The 16,314-nt window shown below is 71.9% G+C and carries 13 protein-coding genes and 1 pseudogene; 9 read left to right on the plus strand and 5 right to left on the minus strand.

The annotated features are described in order from the left end of the window. Positions 1-85: 85 nt before the first annotated feature. On the minus strand, positions 86-820 hold the full coding sequence (locus J8N05_RS05795) for a hypothetical protein (RefSeq protein ID WP_210881379.1): 735 nt from the start codon (positions 818-820) through the stop codon (positions 86-88). 161 nt (positions 821-981) lie between these two features. Further along, entirely contained in the window at positions 982-1,647 is a 666-nt protein-coding gene (locus tag J8N05_RS05800; RefSeq protein WP_210881380.1) for a bifunctional DNA primase/polymerase, read from the minus strand. Between the two features lie 473 nt (positions 1,648-2,120). On the opposite strand from J8N05_RS05800, the gene J8N05_RS05805 reads away from it, so the two are divergent. From J8N05_RS05805 to J8N05_RS05820, 4 genes are all read left to right on the plus strand, one after another. Further along, positions 2,121-3,632 carry a PP2C family protein-serine/threonine phosphatase gene (locus tag J8N05_RS05805; protein ID WP_210881381.1) on the plus strand — a complete coding sequence of 504 codons (1,512 nt, stop codon included), beginning with the start codon at positions 2,121-2,123 and terminating at the stop codon, positions 3,630-3,632. 168 nt (positions 3,633-3,800) lie between these two features. Next, positions 3,801-5,288 carry an aminopeptidase P family protein gene (locus J8N05_RS05810; RefSeq protein WP_407699884.1) on the plus strand — a complete coding sequence of 496 codons (1,488 nt, stop codon included), beginning with the start codon at positions 3,801-3,803 and terminating at the stop codon, positions 5,286-5,288. Positions 5,289-5,462: 174 nt separating this feature from the next. Then, a complete protein-coding gene (pdxR, locus tag J8N05_RS05815) occupies positions 5,463-6,830 on the plus strand; it encodes a MocR-like pyridoxine biosynthesis transcription factor PdxR (RefSeq protein ID WP_210881382.1) in 1,368 nt (455 codons plus the stop codon). Between the two features lie 112 nt (positions 6,831-6,942). Next, positions 6,943-8,307: an MFS transporter gene (locus J8N05_RS05820; protein WP_210881383.1), complete on the plus strand. Its 1,365-nt coding sequence runs from the start codon at positions 6,943-6,945 to the stop codon at positions 8,305-8,307. Here the strand turns inward: J8N05_RS05820 and J8N05_RS05825 are convergent. The 3 genes from J8N05_RS05825 to J8N05_RS05835 all read right to left on the minus strand — a co-directional run bounded on the left by J8N05_RS05825 (position 8,282) and on the right by J8N05_RS05835 (position 10,752). Further along, the gene (locus tag J8N05_RS05825; RefSeq protein ID WP_210881384.1) at positions 8,282-9,121 is read right to left on the minus strand and encodes a triphosphoribosyl-dephospho-CoA synthase; all 840 of its coding nucleotides are present in this window, start codon (positions 9,119-9,121) and stop codon (positions 8,282-8,284) included. The genes J8N05_RS05820 and J8N05_RS05825 overlap by 26 nt on opposite strands. A gap of 14 nt (positions 9,122-9,135) precedes the next feature. Then, the gene (locus J8N05_RS05830) at positions 9,136-10,095 is read right to left on the minus strand and encodes an intradiol ring-cleavage dioxygenase (RefSeq protein ID WP_247706164.1); all 960 of its coding nucleotides are present in this window, start codon (positions 10,093-10,095) and stop codon (positions 9,136-9,138) included. 204 nt (positions 10,096-10,299) lie between these two features. Continuing rightward, on the minus strand, positions 10,300-10,752 hold the full coding sequence (locus J8N05_RS05835; RefSeq protein ID WP_210881386.1) for an ATP-binding protein: 453 nt from the start codon (positions 10,750-10,752) through the stop codon (positions 10,300-10,302). A gap of 279 nt (positions 10,753-11,031) precedes the next feature. Here J8N05_RS05835 and J8N05_RS05840 point away from each other — a divergent pair, with 279 nt between their 5' ends. The 5 genes and pseudogenes from J8N05_RS05840 (at position 11,032) to J8N05_RS05860 (ending at position 16,311) form a co-directional block, all read left to right on the plus strand. Next, the gene (locus J8N05_RS05840) at positions 11,032-11,880 is read left to right on the plus strand and encodes a hypothetical protein (protein ID WP_210881387.1); all 849 of its coding nucleotides are present in this window, start codon (positions 11,032-11,034) and stop codon (positions 11,878-11,880) included. 160 nt (positions 11,881-12,040) lie between these two features. Further along, on the plus strand, positions 12,041-12,784 hold the full coding sequence (locus J8N05_RS05845) for a YcnI family copper-binding membrane protein (RefSeq protein WP_210881388.1): 744 nt from the start codon (positions 12,041-12,043) through the stop codon (positions 12,782-12,784). A gap of 181 nt (positions 12,785-12,965) precedes the next feature. Beyond that, the gene (locus tag J8N05_RS05850; protein WP_210881389.1) at positions 12,966-13,640 is read left to right on the plus strand and encodes an SCO family protein; all 675 of its coding nucleotides are present in this window, start codon (positions 12,966-12,968) and stop codon (positions 13,638-13,640) included. Further along, positions 13,637-14,101 (plus strand): annotated as a pseudogene (locus J8N05_RS05855) (copper chaperone PCu(A)C); the annotation flags it as partial. The gene J8N05_RS05850 and the pseudogene J8N05_RS05855, both read left to right, overlap by 4 nt. Before the next feature lie 134 nt (positions 14,102-14,235). After that, complete coding sequence (locus J8N05_RS05860) at positions 14,236-16,311, plus strand: copper resistance CopC/CopD family protein (protein ID WP_210881391.1); 2,076 nt, start codon at positions 14,236-14,238, stop codon at positions 16,309-16,311. The last annotated feature ends 3 nt before the right edge of the window (positions 16,312-16,314 follow it).

The following is a 16,314-nucleotide window of genomic DNA, read 5'->3' on the forward strand; positions in this document are numbered from 1 at the left end:
CAATAGCCCGGTTGCTGGTGCATCCCCCGTCGCCAGCAACCGGGTCTTTTCATGTCCGGACCCGGGACCGTCCTCGGCGAAGTCCTCAACGCGCTTTCTGCACAGGCGAGTTGCTCCCCGAGCGCAGAAGTAGCGGCCCCTCGGCACCCTCCGCGGACCCGGCGAACTCAGCGATCGCCGAGTACTCCGAGGCGTCGCCCACCGTCCGCTCCCGCGGCGTCTCGCACACCCCCGGCTCGTCGTCCGCGCCCACGGCGCAGTACATCCGCACGGTGCGGCCTCCGGGCGCCAGAAGAGTCAGTACGGACGTGAGGGCGTCACCGGTCGCGTTGCGGTAGTAGGTACGCGCCCAGGTCTCCCGCCCCTGCGTCAGTACGCACGTCTGCGCCTCGATGCCGTCGGGGGAGGCGAGTTCGGGTCCGCAGCGGGCGGCGGTGGCGAGCCCCACACCGAGCGTCAGGGAGCGCCCGGAAGCCGAGGGGTGCCGCTCGGGCGTCCCGCCGTCGGCGCGATCGGAGCCGGGCGCCCCGTCGGAACCGGGACGACCGAAACCGGAACCGGCCGAACGAGAACCGCCGGAATCGGAACCGCCGGAATCAGAAGCGCCTGCATCACGGCCGCCGGCGTTACGACTGTCGCCGTCACGGCCGCCGGCGTCCCGGCCATCGCCGTCCGACGACTGTGCGGACGCACGTGCGGACGGCAGTGAGGATGCGGAGGAGAGCAAGGAGGAGGACGCGGGAGCATCGCGACCCACCGGCCCCGCGGAGGCCACCGCCAGCGGCAGCGCGACCGTGAGAACGACGATGACCGCCAGCATCGCGAGGCGGACTTTTCGGGGATCCGGTCGGTCGGGGTCCGGAGAATGCGGGGAGTGCGGTGAGTACAGGGAGTCCAGGGGTCGTCCCCCGGAGTGACGCAGCATAAAGGGGACGATAACGAGCGAGGGCGGGCGCGCGGTTCGCCGCGCGCCCGAGTCCCCTACAACTCGGGGGCGCTCACACCCGTACGAGTGAGAGCCTCCACCACCGCGTCCACCACGGCCTCGACATCGGGCACCCAGGGGGCGGCCGAGCCCGGCAGCGGAGCCCGCTCCCAGCGGATCCCGCCCTGTCCGGTCTCGGACGGCGGCAGGGCCACGTAACCGCCCTCGCCGTGGAAACGCAGCGAGCCGGGCACGAAGTCCTTGGCGTAGAGCAGCTCACCCAGCTGCTCCAGGGAGTACGGCTTCACGAGCAGCGCCCAGCGCGTCGGGGACGCGATCACGGGGCCGAGGCGCATTTCCTTGAGGTCGAGGGCGGCCAGCGCCCGGGCCGCGGCCGGAGCCGGCAGGCTCACCGCGCACGGGGCCTTTCCTCCGGTGGCGAGGATGATCGGGGCCGTCGGCCGGTTCGTCCACCACCAGCGCGCCATGCGCTCGTCGGTGGTGGCCGCGAGCAGGCCGGGGTCGAAGGGGTGGGCACCTGGCACCGTGCACTCCGGGTCCGGGCACCCGCATCGGGCCCGCCCCTGCGGGTCCGGGGCCACACCCGGGAGTACGGGCCACTGCCATTGGGTCGCGAAGGTCAGGGCCGCGCTGAGCATCTCAGGCCTCCCGTCGTTCCGCCTGGACAGGAGCCTGCGTCGCCTTCCGAGGATCTCGCGCATGTGCGCTCGTTCCTTTCCGTTGAACGCCGAGGAACCACATCACACCATGTGTCGATCACTTCACTGTGCGTACCTACTGGCGCATCACACCCTCGTCGGAGACAAGGGGAACCCCTATGGGCCGAGCGTTGGTTGCGTCCGCGTCCATACTGCGTCTGGCTAAAGCACGGGCATGGCGTGGGGTGGCGGCGCCTGGCGTTTGCTGTCCCGCGTATATCTCGCCGCCTCCGCCACGGGAGGATGGGGCACGGTCGTCGGTGGTTAAGACGCCCGGGTCCGTCGCCAGGTTCCGGGAGGGTTCCGTGAGGAACCCCACCACACCTGGCCTTCACCGAGTACGTACCCATCACGACCGTTGTGACGCTCTGTGGAGCTAGGCCAGTCGACCGCAATACACCGTGACTAGAGTCTATTTTAAGCCAACTTTACCTTTCCGTAGCAGTCCCACGGACACCAGGAATCCCAGCAGGACAATGCTGGACATCCCCTTACGAGTGCGTGTACATGTGGAGACACTGCCAGCGGCGCAGAATGACATGGGGGTTTGCGATGCTATTGAGCAATACGCACCGGTCGGAAAGCCGGACACCATGAACGCCCCTCACCTCCCGAAAGTGGCCGGAATCGATTCAACGGTTCCCTCACCCACACACACTGTCGCGCCGAACCGTGCCGCCACGGGTTCCCCACCGGCCACTTCCCCACACGCCCCGGGAGCCGTCCTCCAGGACAGACTCGCAGGCTGGGTGTCCGATCTCACCACCCTGCACGAGCTGACCGAGCGACTGGCACGGACCGCCTCACTGGCGGACGCCCTCCAGGAACTGCTGCGCGCCGGATCCGCCCTCGTGGGCGCCCGGCGCGGTCTCGTGGTGCTGGAACCGGGCGACGGCCTCGGCCCGGACACCACGATCGGCCTGGGCCTCGCCCGGGCGGATCTCGGGCACATCGAGACCGTCCCGCGCAGCTCCACGTCGTACGGGAAGATCCTCGACGGGCTTCCCGGGGGCGAGGGCGAGATCGCCCAGCCCGACCTCCTCTCCGACGACGGGCTCGACCCGCGGCACCGTGAAGTGGCCGCCCGGCTCGGTTACGCCGCGAGCTACGCGCTGCCGCTGTCCACGGACGCGGCGGGCCGGCTGGGCGCCGCCGTGTGGCTCTACGACGAGCCGGCCGAGCCCGTCGAGCGACAGCGCCACCTGATCGGCCTCTACACGGCGCACGCGGCCGAGCACCTGGCCCGCCTGGTGGAACTGGAGCGCACGCGCGCGTGCATCGCGACCATCTCGGAGGAGCTGCTCCCCTCCCGGCTGCCCCGGGTCTCCGGGGTCCAGCTCGCCGCCCGGCACCGCACGGGACCGCGCGGCGGCGGCGACTGGTACGACGCGCTGCCGCTACCCGACGCCGCGCTCGGCCTCGCGGTCGGGTCCGTCACCGGGTCCGGCCCCAGCGCCGTCGCCGCGATGGGCCGGCTGCGGGCCTCCCTGCGGGCGTACGCGGTGATGGAGGGCGAGGACCCGGTCGCCGTCCTGTCCGACCTCGAACTGCTGCTGCGGCTCACCGAACCGGCCCGCTCCGCCACCGCCCTGTTCGCGTACTGCGAGCCGGCACTGCGCAAGATCACACTGGCCGGGGCCGGACACAGCCCGCCGCTGGTGATCGGCGAGCGGCGCACCGAGTACGTGGAGACGTCGCTCTCGGCGCCCCTGGGGATGCTCGCCTGCTGGGAGGCGCCCAGTGTGGAGTTCCGGGCGGAGCCTGGAGAGACGGTTCTGCTCTACACGGACGGGCTGCTGCACCGGACCGGCGATCCCATGGACCGGGCCTTCTCGCGGCTGCACGCGGCCGCCGCGAGCGTGCCCAGGGCCCTGCGGGCGGACCCGGGCGCCGTCGCCGACCACGTCCTGCGGACGATGCTGCCGGACGGCCTCGACGACGCCGACAGCGACGAGGACGTGGTGCTGCTCGCGGCCCTCTTCGAGTGAGCCGCACGCCCCGCTGCGGACGAGCTGTGCGCCCCGCCGCGCGCCTCGTGTCCGAGCCGCACGTCGCCCCGTGTGTGAGCCGCACGTCATCGGGTCTTCCGGCCCTGGGCGCTCTTCCGTACGACCGTACGATGGACAGCGTCCAGAGTCGTATCGAGGAGGCAGATCGTGTCGGAGGCGCTCATTCCGGAGACCCCGGAAGCCGTGCTTGAAGATGCCGCCGACCAGGCGGATGAAGAAGAGCCCATCAAGCAGCGCAAGAACGGCCTGTATCCGGGTGTGTCCGACGAGCTGGCCGAGAGCATGAAGTCCGGCTGGGCCGACACGGAGCTGCACGGCCTGGAGCCGATCGCGCAGGCCGCGCACACGGCGGCCCGCCGTGCCGCGCTCTCCGCGCGCTTCCCGGGCGAGCGCCTGGTCGTCCCTGCGGGGAACCTGAAGACCCGCTCGAACGACACGGAGTACCCCTTCCGTGCCTCGGTCGAGTACGCGTACCTGACCGGCAGCCTCACCGAGGACGGCGTCCTCGTGCTGGAGCCGGCCGCCGACGGCCACAAGGCCACGATCTACCTGCTGCCGCGCTCCGACCGCGAGAACGGCGAATTCTGGCTCTCCGGCCAGGGCGAGCTGTGGGTCGGCCGCCGCCACTCCCTGGCCGAGGCCGAACAGCTGTACGGCATCCCCGCCTCGGACGTCCGTGAACTGCCCGACAAGCTGCGCGAGGCCACCGGTCCGGTCCGGGTCGTGCGCGGTCACGACGCCGGGATCGAGGCGGCGCTCACCGACAAGGTCACCGCCGAGCGCGACTCCGAACTGCGGGTCTTCCTCTCCGAGGCCCGGCTGGTCAAGGACGAGTTCGAGGCCGGCGAGCTGCAGAAGGCGGTCGACTCGACCGTGCGCGGCTTCGAGGACGTCGTCAAGGTCCTGGACCGCGCCGAGGCGACCAGCGAGCGGTACATCGAGGGCACGTTCTTCCTGCGCGCGCGGGTCGAGGGCAACGACATCGGCTACGGCTCGATCTGCGCGGCCGGACCGCACGCGTGCACGCTGCACTGGGTGCGCAACGACGGCCCGGTGCGCTCCGGGGACCTGCTCCTGCTGGACGCGGGCGTGGAGACCCACACCCTCTACACGGCCGACGTCACGCGCACGCTGCCCGTCAACGGCACGTACTCGGAGATCCAGAAGAAGATCTACGACGCCGTGTACGAGGCCCAGGAGGCCGGCATCGCGGCCGTGCAGCCGGGTGCCAAGTACCGGGACTTCCACGACGCCGCCCAGCGTGTGCTGGCCGAGAAGCTCGTCGAGTGGAGGCTCGTCGAGGGCCCGGTCGAGCGGGTCCTGGAGCTGGGGCTGCAGCGCCGCTGGACGCTGCACGGCACCGGTCACATGCTCGGCATGGACGTCCACGACTGCGCGGCCGCGCGGACGGAGACGTACGTGGACGCGACGCTGGAGCCCGGCATGTGCCTGACCGTCGAGCCGGGGCTGTACTTCCAGGCGGACGACCTGACCGTGCCTCAGGAGTACCGGGGCATCGGCGTCCGGATCGAGGACGACATCCTCGTCACGGAGGACGGCAACCGGAACCTGTCCGCGGGGCTCCCTCGCCGGTCGGACGAGGTCGAGGCGTGGATGGCCGCGATCACGGCCTGACCTGCGGTCGGCTGGCAGACAGTGACATGAAGTGAAGTGAACGGCCGGGCACCGAAGGGGTGGCCGGCCGTTTTCGTCTGCGGGTGCGCTGTGGCCGGCCGCGCGGTTCCCCGCGCCCCTCAAGACAAAAGGCTGCGCGGTTCCTCGCGGCCCCGGCAGAAGGGGATCTGGTCGGTGGACTCGTTCTGGGCCGGTGTCGGTGTCGATCTGCATCTCGAACCCGACGTCTCCGACGGGCGTCGCGCCGGGCTCGAACGGGCGTTGCGCGACGCCGTCCGGGACGGGCGGCTGGCTCCCGGGGCACGGCTGCCCGCGACCCGGCGGCTCGCCGTCGAGCTCGGGATCTCGCGCGGCACGGCGAAGGCGGCGTACGACCAGCTCGTCGCCGAGGGCTATCTCACCGCGCGGCAGGGGGCGGGCACGCAGGTCGCCCCGCTGCCCTCCGTGGACGCTGCCGCTCCGAAAGCGTCGGCACGCACGCGTGCGCCCCGTTTCGATCTGCGGCCCGGCAGCCCCGACGTCGGTACGTTTCCGGCGGCGGCCTGGCTGCGGGCGCTGCGCCGGGCGATCGCGAACGCGCCCTCCCTGGCGTACGACTACGGGGATCCGCGCGGCCGGATCGAACTGCGGACGGCGCTGTCGGGGTACCTGGGGCGGGCCCGCGGGGTGATCGCGCCGCCCGAGCGGATCGTGGTCACGACCGGATACGTACAGGGGCTCGCGCTCCTCACCCGTGTGCTGGAGGGCGGGGCGATCGCCATGGAGGACCCCGGGCTGCCCTTCCACCGGGACGTGGTGCGGCACAACGGCGGGACGGTGGCCCCCGCGGAGGTCGACGAACGGGGCGTCCTCGTACGGGGGCTCGGTGACGCGGCGGCCGTCGTGGTCACGCCCGCGCACCAGTACCCGACCGGGGTGACCCTGCACCCGGAGCGGCGGCGGGCCCTCACGGACTGGGCACGCGCGCGTGGAGGGGTGATCGTCGAGGACGACTACGACGGGGAGTTCCGTTACGACCGGCAGCCCGTGGGCGCGCTCCAGGGGATGGCACCCGGGCAGGTGGCCTACCTGGGGACGGCGTCCAAGACGCTCGGACCCGCGCTGCGGCTCGGCTGGATGGTGCTGCCGCCGCACCTCGTCGACGCGGTCGCCGACGCCAAGCTGCACAGTGACCACCACACCGAGTCCATCGGCCAGTTGGCCCTCGCCGAGCTGATCACGGGCCACGCCTACGACCGGCACGTACGCGCGTGCCGGCTGCGCTACCGGCGCCGCCGCGACCAGCTCCTCGACCGGCTGGGCACGCGGCGGGGCGTACGGGGCATCGCGGCGGGGCTGCACGCGCTGGTCGAGGTGGCGGACGAGGGGGCGGTGCTGGCGCGGGCCGCGGAGAAGGGCCTCGCGGTGGGGCACCTCGGCGAGCACTGGCACATGCCGGGCGACGGACGGCCCCAGGGGCTCGTGGTGGGATACGGGACGCCTCGGGAGCGGGTCTATCCGGAGGCGTTGGAAGCGCTGGGGCAGGTGCTGGACGGGCTCTGAGGCAGGACGGGTCCGAGGCAGGACCGGCCTTGGGCAGGGCGGGAATTGGGCCAAGGAACAGCGTGGATATTGGGTCTGCCGAGAGGTCCACCGTCCCCATAGCGTCGTAGCCATGAGCAACCGAGCAACGGCAGCCGAGGCGTCCGTACGGGCGAACCGTGTGATCCCGCCCGCGGGGCCGCAGCGGGTCCTGGCCCTGGCCCAGTTGAGCAATTCCGTCGGGGACGGCGCCTATTACGTCACCTCCGCCCTCTACTTCACGCATGTGGTCGGGCTCGCACCCGCGCGCGTGGGACTCGGGCTGACGCTCGCCTGGGCGGTCGGTTCGGTGGCGGGCGTGCCCCTGGGCCGGCTCGCCGACCGGCGGGGGCCGCGCGGCACGGCGGTGCTCCTGGCGCTGGCCACGAGCCTCGCCGTGGCGTCCTTCCTCGTCGTACGCGGCTTCGTGCCGTTCGTGCTGGCGGCGTGCGCGTACGCGACCGCGCAGTCCGGGCTCGCGGCGGCCCGGCAGGCGCTGCTGGCCGGCCTGGTGTCCCGCCAGGAGCGCACGGGGCTGCTCGCGCACCTCCAGTCGACGCTCAACGCCGGGCTCGCGGTGGGGGCGGGCCTCGGCGGACTCGCACTGAACGCGGGGTCGCGGGCGGCCTACCTCGGGGTGTTCGCGCTGGACGCGGCGAGCTTCCTGCTGTGCGCGGCGGTGCTGCTGCGGCTGCCGGCCGTGGACGGGACGCACAAGCGAAACGGGACGCACGCGCGCGTGGAGGTCGATCAGGGGCCCGGGCGGGATGTTGCCGGGCGGGGTGACGCGTCCGGCGTGCTGCGCGATCGCCCCTACGCCGTCGTGACCCTCCTCAACACCGTGCTGCTGCTCCGGATGCCGTTGCTGAGTCTGGGCATCCCGCTGTGGATCGCCGAGCGGACCGCGGCTCCGACATGGGTGGTCTCCGCGCTGTTCGTGCTCAACACCGGTGCGGTGATGCTCTTCCAGGTGCGGACGGCCCGCGGCGTGACGGGCACGGCGTCGGCCACGCGCGCGGTACGGCGTTCGGGGCTCGTGATGCTGGCCTCGTGCGCGGTGTTCGCCCTGTCGGCCGGGGTCTCGCCGTGGACGGCGGTCGGCGTGCTGGCGGTCGGCGCGGTGCTCCAGGTCGTCGCCGAGATGCAGCAGTCGGCGGGGTCCTGGCAGCTCTCCTTCGACCTCGCCCCGCCCGACAGGGTGGGCGAGTACCAGGGCTTCTTCGGTACGGGTGTGACGGTGGCGCGGACGCTGGGCCCGCTGGTGCTGACGGCACTGCTGGTGGGCTGGGGCACGCCGGGCTGGCTGCTCCTCGGCACCCTGACGCTGGCGGCCTCGTACGCGATGGGGCCCGCGGTGCGGTGGGCGACGCAGAGCCGGGGCACGGAGGGCCAGGGCACGGACCCATTCGGCGGCCCGGCCCCGGAACCGACGCTCAAGCGGCCGGTACCCGTGAACTGACCCACACCGGAAGCGAGTCCGCGAACAGGGCCCCCGCGAGCAGCCCGCTGCTTCCGCGGGGGCTCCACGCGCGCGCGTGGAGGTCCGCGTCGAAGGCGGCCAGGGCCGCGCGGCCCGCCTCGGTGGACGTGCTGCCCGCCTCGACGACCCCGCGCGCACCCGCCTGCACGTGCCGCAGACCGTGCGGTCCCGCCATGTACAGCAACTCGGTGTCCTGGAGCGTCGACATGACGGTCAGCAGGGCGTCGAGCCGCGCGTACGGCTCGGGGACGCCCGCGGTGCGGGCCGCGGCCAGCGTGTCCAGCGCCCGGCGCACATGGGGGAAGCCGGCTTTCGCCTCGCCCCGGGCGCCGGCCGCTCCGTACTTCGCGGAGACCGAGGAGCCGCGGGAGGGCCGTCGGGGCGCCCGCCGGTCGGAGTGGGCCGCGATCCGCTTGGCGGCCGCGGTCAGGTCCCGACCGCCGGCCCGGGGTTCCAGGGCCGCGGCGGCCACCAGCAGGCCGAGCACCCACAGCGCTCCGCGGTGCCCGCCGCCCGCCAGACCCACCGAGTGCTCGGTGCAGCGCCCGATCGCGCCCAGTTCCGCCCGGAGTTCGGGCGTCGGCGAACCGGTGCGGCGGGCGGCGGCGGCCATCGCCGCGAGGCCCGGCTCCAGCGCCTTGGCCGACCAGCGCAGTGAACAGTGGTCCTCACCGGTCACCCGGGCACCGAGATCACGCGGGTCGGGCAGTCCTGGCTTGGGTGCCAGCGCCAGCTGCCCGGTGAGCGCGGTCACCGCGGCCCGCGCCAGCGTCTCGTCCGCACGGCTGCTCATCGCCCGCGGCCCCCTTACGAGGAGGCGGCGGAGGAGGAGGCCGACGCGCTCGGCGCGTCGCTGGGGGTCCCGCTCGGAGCGCCGCTCGGGGGCGTGCCGCCGCCACCGCCGCCGCTGCCCGCGCCGGTGTTCTCGGCGTCCGGGTCGATCCCGAGCGTGATGGAGCCCTTGTAGCCCTTGGAGGGGTCCTTCTTGTGCACGGCTTTGAGGGTGAGCAGGCCACTGGAGGCGCCCCCACCGTCGTAGACCATGTCGTCGTCGAGCTTGGTCCAGGTGCCCGAGTGCTTGGAGTAGGGCTCCAGTTCGAAGATCTGCTCGGCGATGTCGTCGTCGAAGAAGAGCTGGCCGGTGTAGTTGACCTTGCCGCCCTCGTAGGTGCCGTCCTCCTTCTCGCCACCGGTGTGCACCTTCACGTGGATGTGGCAGGTCCGCGGCGTGTACCAGCCGGGGACGATGGTCTCGAACGTGACGACCCCGTTGGCGTTCGCGACCTGGTAGCCCCGCAGATACGTCTTGTCGTCGGCGGTCGAGCCGTCCTCGCTCTCGGCGGGCGCGGAGCCGCCGGGGTTGGCCGTCGTGTAGCCCGAGTAGTAGCCCCAGGCGTCGCAGTGCCAGATCTCCACGGCCGCGCCGGCGACCGGGGCGCAGGACTCCGTGATGTCCTGCACGGTGATGCGCAGCGTCAGCGGGACACCGCTCTTGCCCTCGGTGATGTCCTTCCTCACGAGGGCGCCGTCCAGGTAGTACGGGCCTTCGGTGACGCTGGACATGAGGACGCAGGTACCGCTGCCCGAGGTGGCCGACGCGCTCGCGGAGGCCGTCTCCGTGGCGGTCCCCGCAGTCGTGGCGGTCGTCCCGTCGGCGAAGGCGGACTGGTATCCGGCGAACGCGAGACCGCCGGCCGCGGCCGTACCGCCGGTGACCGCGAGGGCCCGGCGCCGCGTGATGCTCGTGCCTTTGTGTGTTCCCGTCATGACAGAAAAGCTAGGGAGACCACCCGTCAGGGACATGGGTGAAAGCTGTGAGCCCCCTGAGAATGCCGGGAAAGCTGAAATCGGCGGGAAAACGCCCCTCTTGGGGGGCCGTCCAGGGGTGAGTCGCCGGGGTGAGCTCCTGGGGTGAGCCCCTGGGGCGGATCTCCGGGGTGAGCCCCTGGAGCGGATCGCCGGGACGTGCCGTCAGGTGGCCAGCAGCGACGTGCCCTCGCGCCACTTGAGGATCTTGTCGAAGCTGACCACGGCCCCGCCCCTGACGGAACTGCCGATCTGGACATGGTCGGCCAGCTCCTGGATCAGACACAGGCCACGGCCGTGCTCCGCGTCGCTGTGGGAGGGCCGCAGGGGCGCACGGCTGCGTCCCGACGGGAAGCCCGGGCCGGAGTCGGTCACTTCGATACGGCACTTCTCGCCGTCCAGATAGGCGGTGACCCGGTAGGCCTCGGTGGGCTTCCCCCGGTCCGTGTCGCCCCCGTGCTCGACGGCGTTGGCGCAGGCCTCGCTCAGCGCGACGGAGATGTCGTAGGAGATGTCAGGATCCACCCCCGCCGACTCCATCGTGCCGATCAGCAGGCGCCGGGCGAGCGGAACGCTCGCCGCTTCACGCCGGAGATGGAGGGACCACCAGATGCTCATGCTCCAGCCTCCTGGCCGCGGCTCGACATACCGATACGTATTGCCGCCGGAGCCCGGAACTAAGCGTGCGGCCGACGTGAGAACGCCCATACGGGGGATGTACCGAGGCCATCTGCCGGTGTATAGCCGGTGTGTATCCGACACAATGCCGGACACATGACGAACGCATGCCGGTGCATGTGCGGGCGAACAGTGCCAGAACCTCATCTTCCGGTCCGCACGTCATCTTGTGGACCTGCCGTATGGGGCGGGTAAGGCCAGTGCGATGATGAGCCCGCCATGACTGCCCCCCACCAGCGCGCGCGCACCGGAGGTGATCTCCGGGTCCTGAGGGCCGCGGTGTTCACCGCGGTCTGTGTCGTGCTGGCCGCGGCAGGCCACTCCATCGCCTCCTGCGCGACGGTTCCGCCGTGGTCGCTCGGGGTGGGTTTTCTCGCCGTCTTCGCCGTCGCGGCGCCGCTCGCCGGGCGTGAGCGCTCGCTGCCGGGCATCACCGTGCTCCTCGCGACCGGCCAGACGGTGCTGCACACGCTCTTCGGACTCGGACAGCACGGCACGGCGGCCGCCACCTCCACCGCCTCCACCGGGGTGGACACCTCGCTGGTGGCCCGGGCCGCGCGGCTGGTGTGCGGCGCGTCCGTGGCGACGCTCAGCCCCGCCCAGGCCCAGCGGATCCTCGCCGACGCACAACTCGGCACCGGCGGCAGCATCGGCACCGGCGGCACGAGTACCGGCATGGGCACCTCGCACGCGCTGCACGAGCAGACGGGCGCCATGTCGGCCGCCGCCGGATCACCGGCGTCGGTGCTGCCGTCGCTGCCGATGCTCCTCGGCCACGTGCTCGCCGCCGTCGCCGCCGGGTGGCTGCTGCGCCGCGGGGACATCGCCCTGCGGCGCCTCCTGCGGCTCTCGGCGCACGGAATGACGGAAGGGCCGCTGGTATCCCTGCGCGGCGCCCTGGCGCTCGTACGGGCCCTGCTGTCGGGCCTGCCCGGCGCGCTCCCGGCGGTGCCCGGCGCCCCGCGCGTCCGGGCGGACGAGCCACCGGCCCCGCGGACGACCGCTCTTCAGCACTCGGTCAGCCGGCGCGGTCCGCCGGCCGGCGAGGCACTCGCCCTCGCCGTCTGACACGACGGACCACTTCGGACGTACTTCTTCGGACGTACCACTCCAGGGGTGCCGTCGTGCGGCACGCGCGCGTGCCCGCTCTTTCACGCGCGCGCAATCCCCAGTTCTTCACCGAACGGTTCTTCACCGAACCAGTGCTGAAAGCGAAGTGTTGTCTGCCATGAAGGCTTCTCGTATCGCCGCGACCGGTGTCGTCGCCGCCTCCGCCGTCCTCGTCCTGTCCGGCCCCGCGTTCGCGCACGTCAGCGTGCAGCCCGAGGGCACGGCCGCCAAGGGCGGTTACGCGACGGTCAACTTCAAGGTGCCGAACGAGCGCGACAAGGCCTCGACCACCAAGCTGGAGATCAACTTCCCGGCCGACCACCCGCTCGCCTCGGTCATGCCGCAGCCCGTCGACGGCTGGAACGTCAAGGTCACCAAGTCCAAGCTCGACAAGCCGCTCGAACTGCACGGCGAGAAGATCAACGAGGCCGTCACCAAGGTCACCTGGACCGCGGACGGCAAGGGCATCCAGCCCGGCTTCTTCCAGAAGTTCCCGCTCTCCATCGGCGCGCTGCCCGAGGACGCCGACGAACTGGTCTTCAAGGCGATCCAGACGTACTCCAACGACGAGGTCGTGCGCTGGATCGAGACCCAGGAGAAGGGCGAGGAGGAGCCCGAGACGCCCGCTCCGGTGCTCGCGCTGTCCGCCGCGACCGACGACCACCACGGGTCCGCCGCCTCCGACGACGACGCCGACGCCGAGAAGGCCGACGACGCGAAGGCCGCCGCCTCGACCACCGAGGCCGCCTCCTCCGACAGCAGCGACACCACGGCCCGTGTACTGGGCGTCGTGGGGATCGTCGTCGGCGTGGCGGGCGTGGCGTTCGGCGTTCTGGCCGGCCGTCGGCGTACCAACGCATAAGTCCCATACGGCCTGCGCGCAGGTCCGGACCGGCCCCCGCCGGTCCGGTACGGCCTCCGCGCAGGTCAGGTCCGACCGATCCGACGTCGGACGCCCATCGCGATCCCGGCCGGTCCGTTTCCGGCCGGGGCCGGGGCCCGTACACAGGAGATCGCGTACGGCGTCCCCAGGAGAATGCACTATGCGCAAGAAGACGTACGCCGTGGCCGCGCTGTTCGCCGCGGCCGCTCTGACCCTTTCCGCCTGCGGCAGTGGCGACAGCGGCAGTGACAACACCGTCGCCGAGGTGTCCACCGGGACCGGCTCGGACAAGGCCGCCACGGTCCTCGACAAGCCGTTCGAGAAGCCGGACCTGGTCCTCACCGACACGCACGGCAAGAAGTACGACCTCCGCGAGGCGACCGCGGGCAAGCCGACGCTGGTCTACTTCGGCTACACCAACTGCCCCGACGTCTGCCCGCTGACGATGAACAACATCGCCGTCGCCAAGAAGCAGCTCGCCCAGGACAAGAAGCTGTCCCAGGCCGAGAAGGACTCGCTGCGCATCGTCTTCGTCAGCACCGACCCCGAGCGCGACACCCCCGCCGCGCTCGGCAAGTGGCTCAAGGGCATCGACTCGGACGTCGTCGGCCTGACCGGCTCCTTCGACACGATCCAGGCGGGTGCCCGCACGCTGGGCATCTCCATCGAGGCGCCGACGAAGGACAAGGACGGCAAGGTCACCTCCATGCACGGCACGCAGGTCATCGCCTTCTCCCCGAAGACCGACGGCGGTTACGTGCTGTACGGCGAGGACGCCACCGTCGACGACTACACCAAGGACCTCCCCGCGCTGATCAAGGGCGCGAAGCCGTGACCCGTCGTACGGCGTCCGCGGCGGCCCTCGTGGCCGCCGCCGCACTGATCCTGTCGGGCTGCGGGGACTCGGACTCCGGCGGCTCGGGGGGCTCCGGCAGCGGGCTCTCGGTGGGCTCCGCCTATATGCCGCAGCCCGTGTCGGACTCCATGGCGGCCGGTTTCCTGGTCATCGCCAACGACGGCGGTGCGGCCGACCGGCTGTCCTCCGTGACCAGTGACGTGGCCGGCGAGGTCACCATCCACACGACCGTCGGGCAGTCGATGGAGCAGGTGAAGGACCTCGACATCCCCGCCCACGGCAAGCTCGTCCTCGCGAGCGGTGGCGACCACCTCATGTTCGAGAAGCTGAAGCGCAAGCCGAAGGAGGGCGACACGGTGTCCCTGGAGCTGCGTTTCACCAAGTCCGATCCGATCAAGGTCGAGATGCCGGTGAAGTCCGCCACCTACCAGCCGTCGGCAGCGACGAAATCGTCCTCGCGGTCGTCTTCCGCCCCGACTGCTCCGACTGCTCCGACCGCCCCGTCCACCGTGTTCGCTGCATCCGCTCTGTCCGCTCTGTCCATGACATCGCACCACTGAGGGAGGGACCACCCTTGAGCCAGACCACCGCTCCCCGTGTGCGGACGCTGTTGCTGCTGCTCCTCGCCGTCACCGGCGCGCTCCTCGCCGGGGCCGTGCCCGTCTCCGCGCACGCCGCCCTGACCGGGAGCGACCCCCAGCAGGGAACGGTGGTCGCCGAGGCTCCCGCCCAGGTGTCGCTCACCTTCTCCGAGCAGGTCGCGATGTCCGACGGCTCGGTGCGCGTGCTCGACCCCAAGGGCAAGCGCGTCGACACGGGCAAGACGTCCGGGCAGGGCGGCAACACGTACGCCGTGAAGCTGCACTCCGGCCTGCCCGACGGCACGTTCACCGTGACCTACCAGGTGGTGTCGGCGGACAGCCATCCCGTCGCCGGCGCCTTCACCTTCTCCATCGGGGCGCCCTCCACGACCACCGTCGCCGTCTCCGACCAGGAGGCCGGCGGCGGGCTCGTGGGCGGCCTCTACGGCTTCGCGCGCTACGTCTCGTACGCGGGATTCATCCTGCTCGTCGGCGGCTCGGCCTTCGTGCTGGCCTGCTGGCAGCGCGGCACCGGTGTACGGGCGGTGCAGCGCCTCGTCGTCTCCGGGTGGCTCGCCCTGACCGGGGCCACGCTCGCCATGCTGATGCTGCGCGGGTCGTACACCGGCTCGGGGAAGTTCGGGGACGTCTTCGACCTGAACCTGCTCAGCGACGTGCTGCAGACCAAGACGGGCGCCGCCCTGGTGTCGAGGCTGCTGCTGCTCGCCGCGGCCGCGCTGTTCATCGCCGTGCTCTTCGGGGCGTACGAGAAGCGCGAGGACGAGGAGGAGAAGGGCGACCTGACTTTCGGGCTCGCCATCGGCGGGTTCGTCGTGGCGGCCGGTCTCGCCGCGACCTGGGCGATGGCCGAGCACGCCTCGACCGGTCTCCAGGCGGGGATCGCGATGCCCGCCGACGTGCTGCATCTGCTCGCCGTCGCGGTCTGGCTGGGCGGGCTGTCGACGTTGCTGGTGGCTCTCTACCGGGCACCGTCGATCGAGGAGTCCGCCGTGCGGCGCTTCTCCCAGGTCGCGTTCGGCAGCGTGGCCGTGCTGGTCGTGACCGGGATCTACCAGTCGTGGCGGCAGGTCGGCTCGTGGTCCGCGCTCACCGGGACCTGGTACGGGCAACTGCTGATGATCAAGGTCGGCCTGGTGGTCGTCCTCGTCGGTATCGCGTGGTTCTCGCGGCGCTGGACCGCCCGGCTGGCGCAGACGCCGGCGCCTGCCAAGGAGCGGGTGAAGGCCTCGGTCGGGGCTTCGGCTTCGGCTTCGGCTTCGGCTTCCAAGAAGTCGAACGGTTCGGCCGGATCGTCCGGATCGACGGGCTCGGCGGGATCGTCCGGGGGCAAGGGGTCCAAGAGCTCCAAGGGAGCCAAGGCGTCCAACAGCTCCAAGGGGGCCAAGGGCTCCAAAGCGTCCGCCGGGGCCGGGGAGAGCCCGGAGGAGAAGGAGAAGGTCCCCGCGGGCGGCGAAGGCGGGAACGGGGGCGGCGGCAAGCGGGCCGCCCAGCTGGCCCGGCAGCGGGCCGCGGTGGCCGTCGCGCGCGACAAGCGCCTGCGCGACGCCGACCCCGTCCGCTCGGGCCTGCGCCGCTCGGTGCTCGCCGAGGCGGGCGTCGCGGTCGTCCTGCTGGCCGTCACCACCGTGCTCACGTCCACCGAACCGGGGCGTACGGAGGAGGAGGCGAAGGCCGCCACCGCCGCCGCGTCCGCGGAGCAGACCGGTGAGGCGCTGTCGCTGGACATCCCGTTCGACACGGGCGGTCAGGACGGCAAGGGGATAGCCCGCGTCGAACTGGACCCGGCCCGCGTCGGCGGCAACGACATGCACGTCTACGTGGAGCGGCCGAACGGCAAGGCCTTCGACATTCCCGAGGTCAAGGTCGCCTTCACCCTCAAGGCGAAGGACATCGGACCGCTGCCCGTGGTCCCCGACCGCATCGCCACCGGACACTGGACGGCGAGCGGGGTGCAGATCCCCATGGCGGGCAGCTGGCAGATCGAGGTGACCGTGCGGACGTCCGACATCGACCAGGTGACCGTGGACAAGAACGCGCAGATCGGCTGAACG

Source organism: Streptomyces liliiviolaceus, from assembly GCF_018070025.1.
GTDB classification, from domain to species: domain Bacteria; phylum Actinomycetota; class Actinomycetes; order Streptomycetales; family Streptomycetaceae; genus Streptomyces; species Streptomyces liliiviolaceus.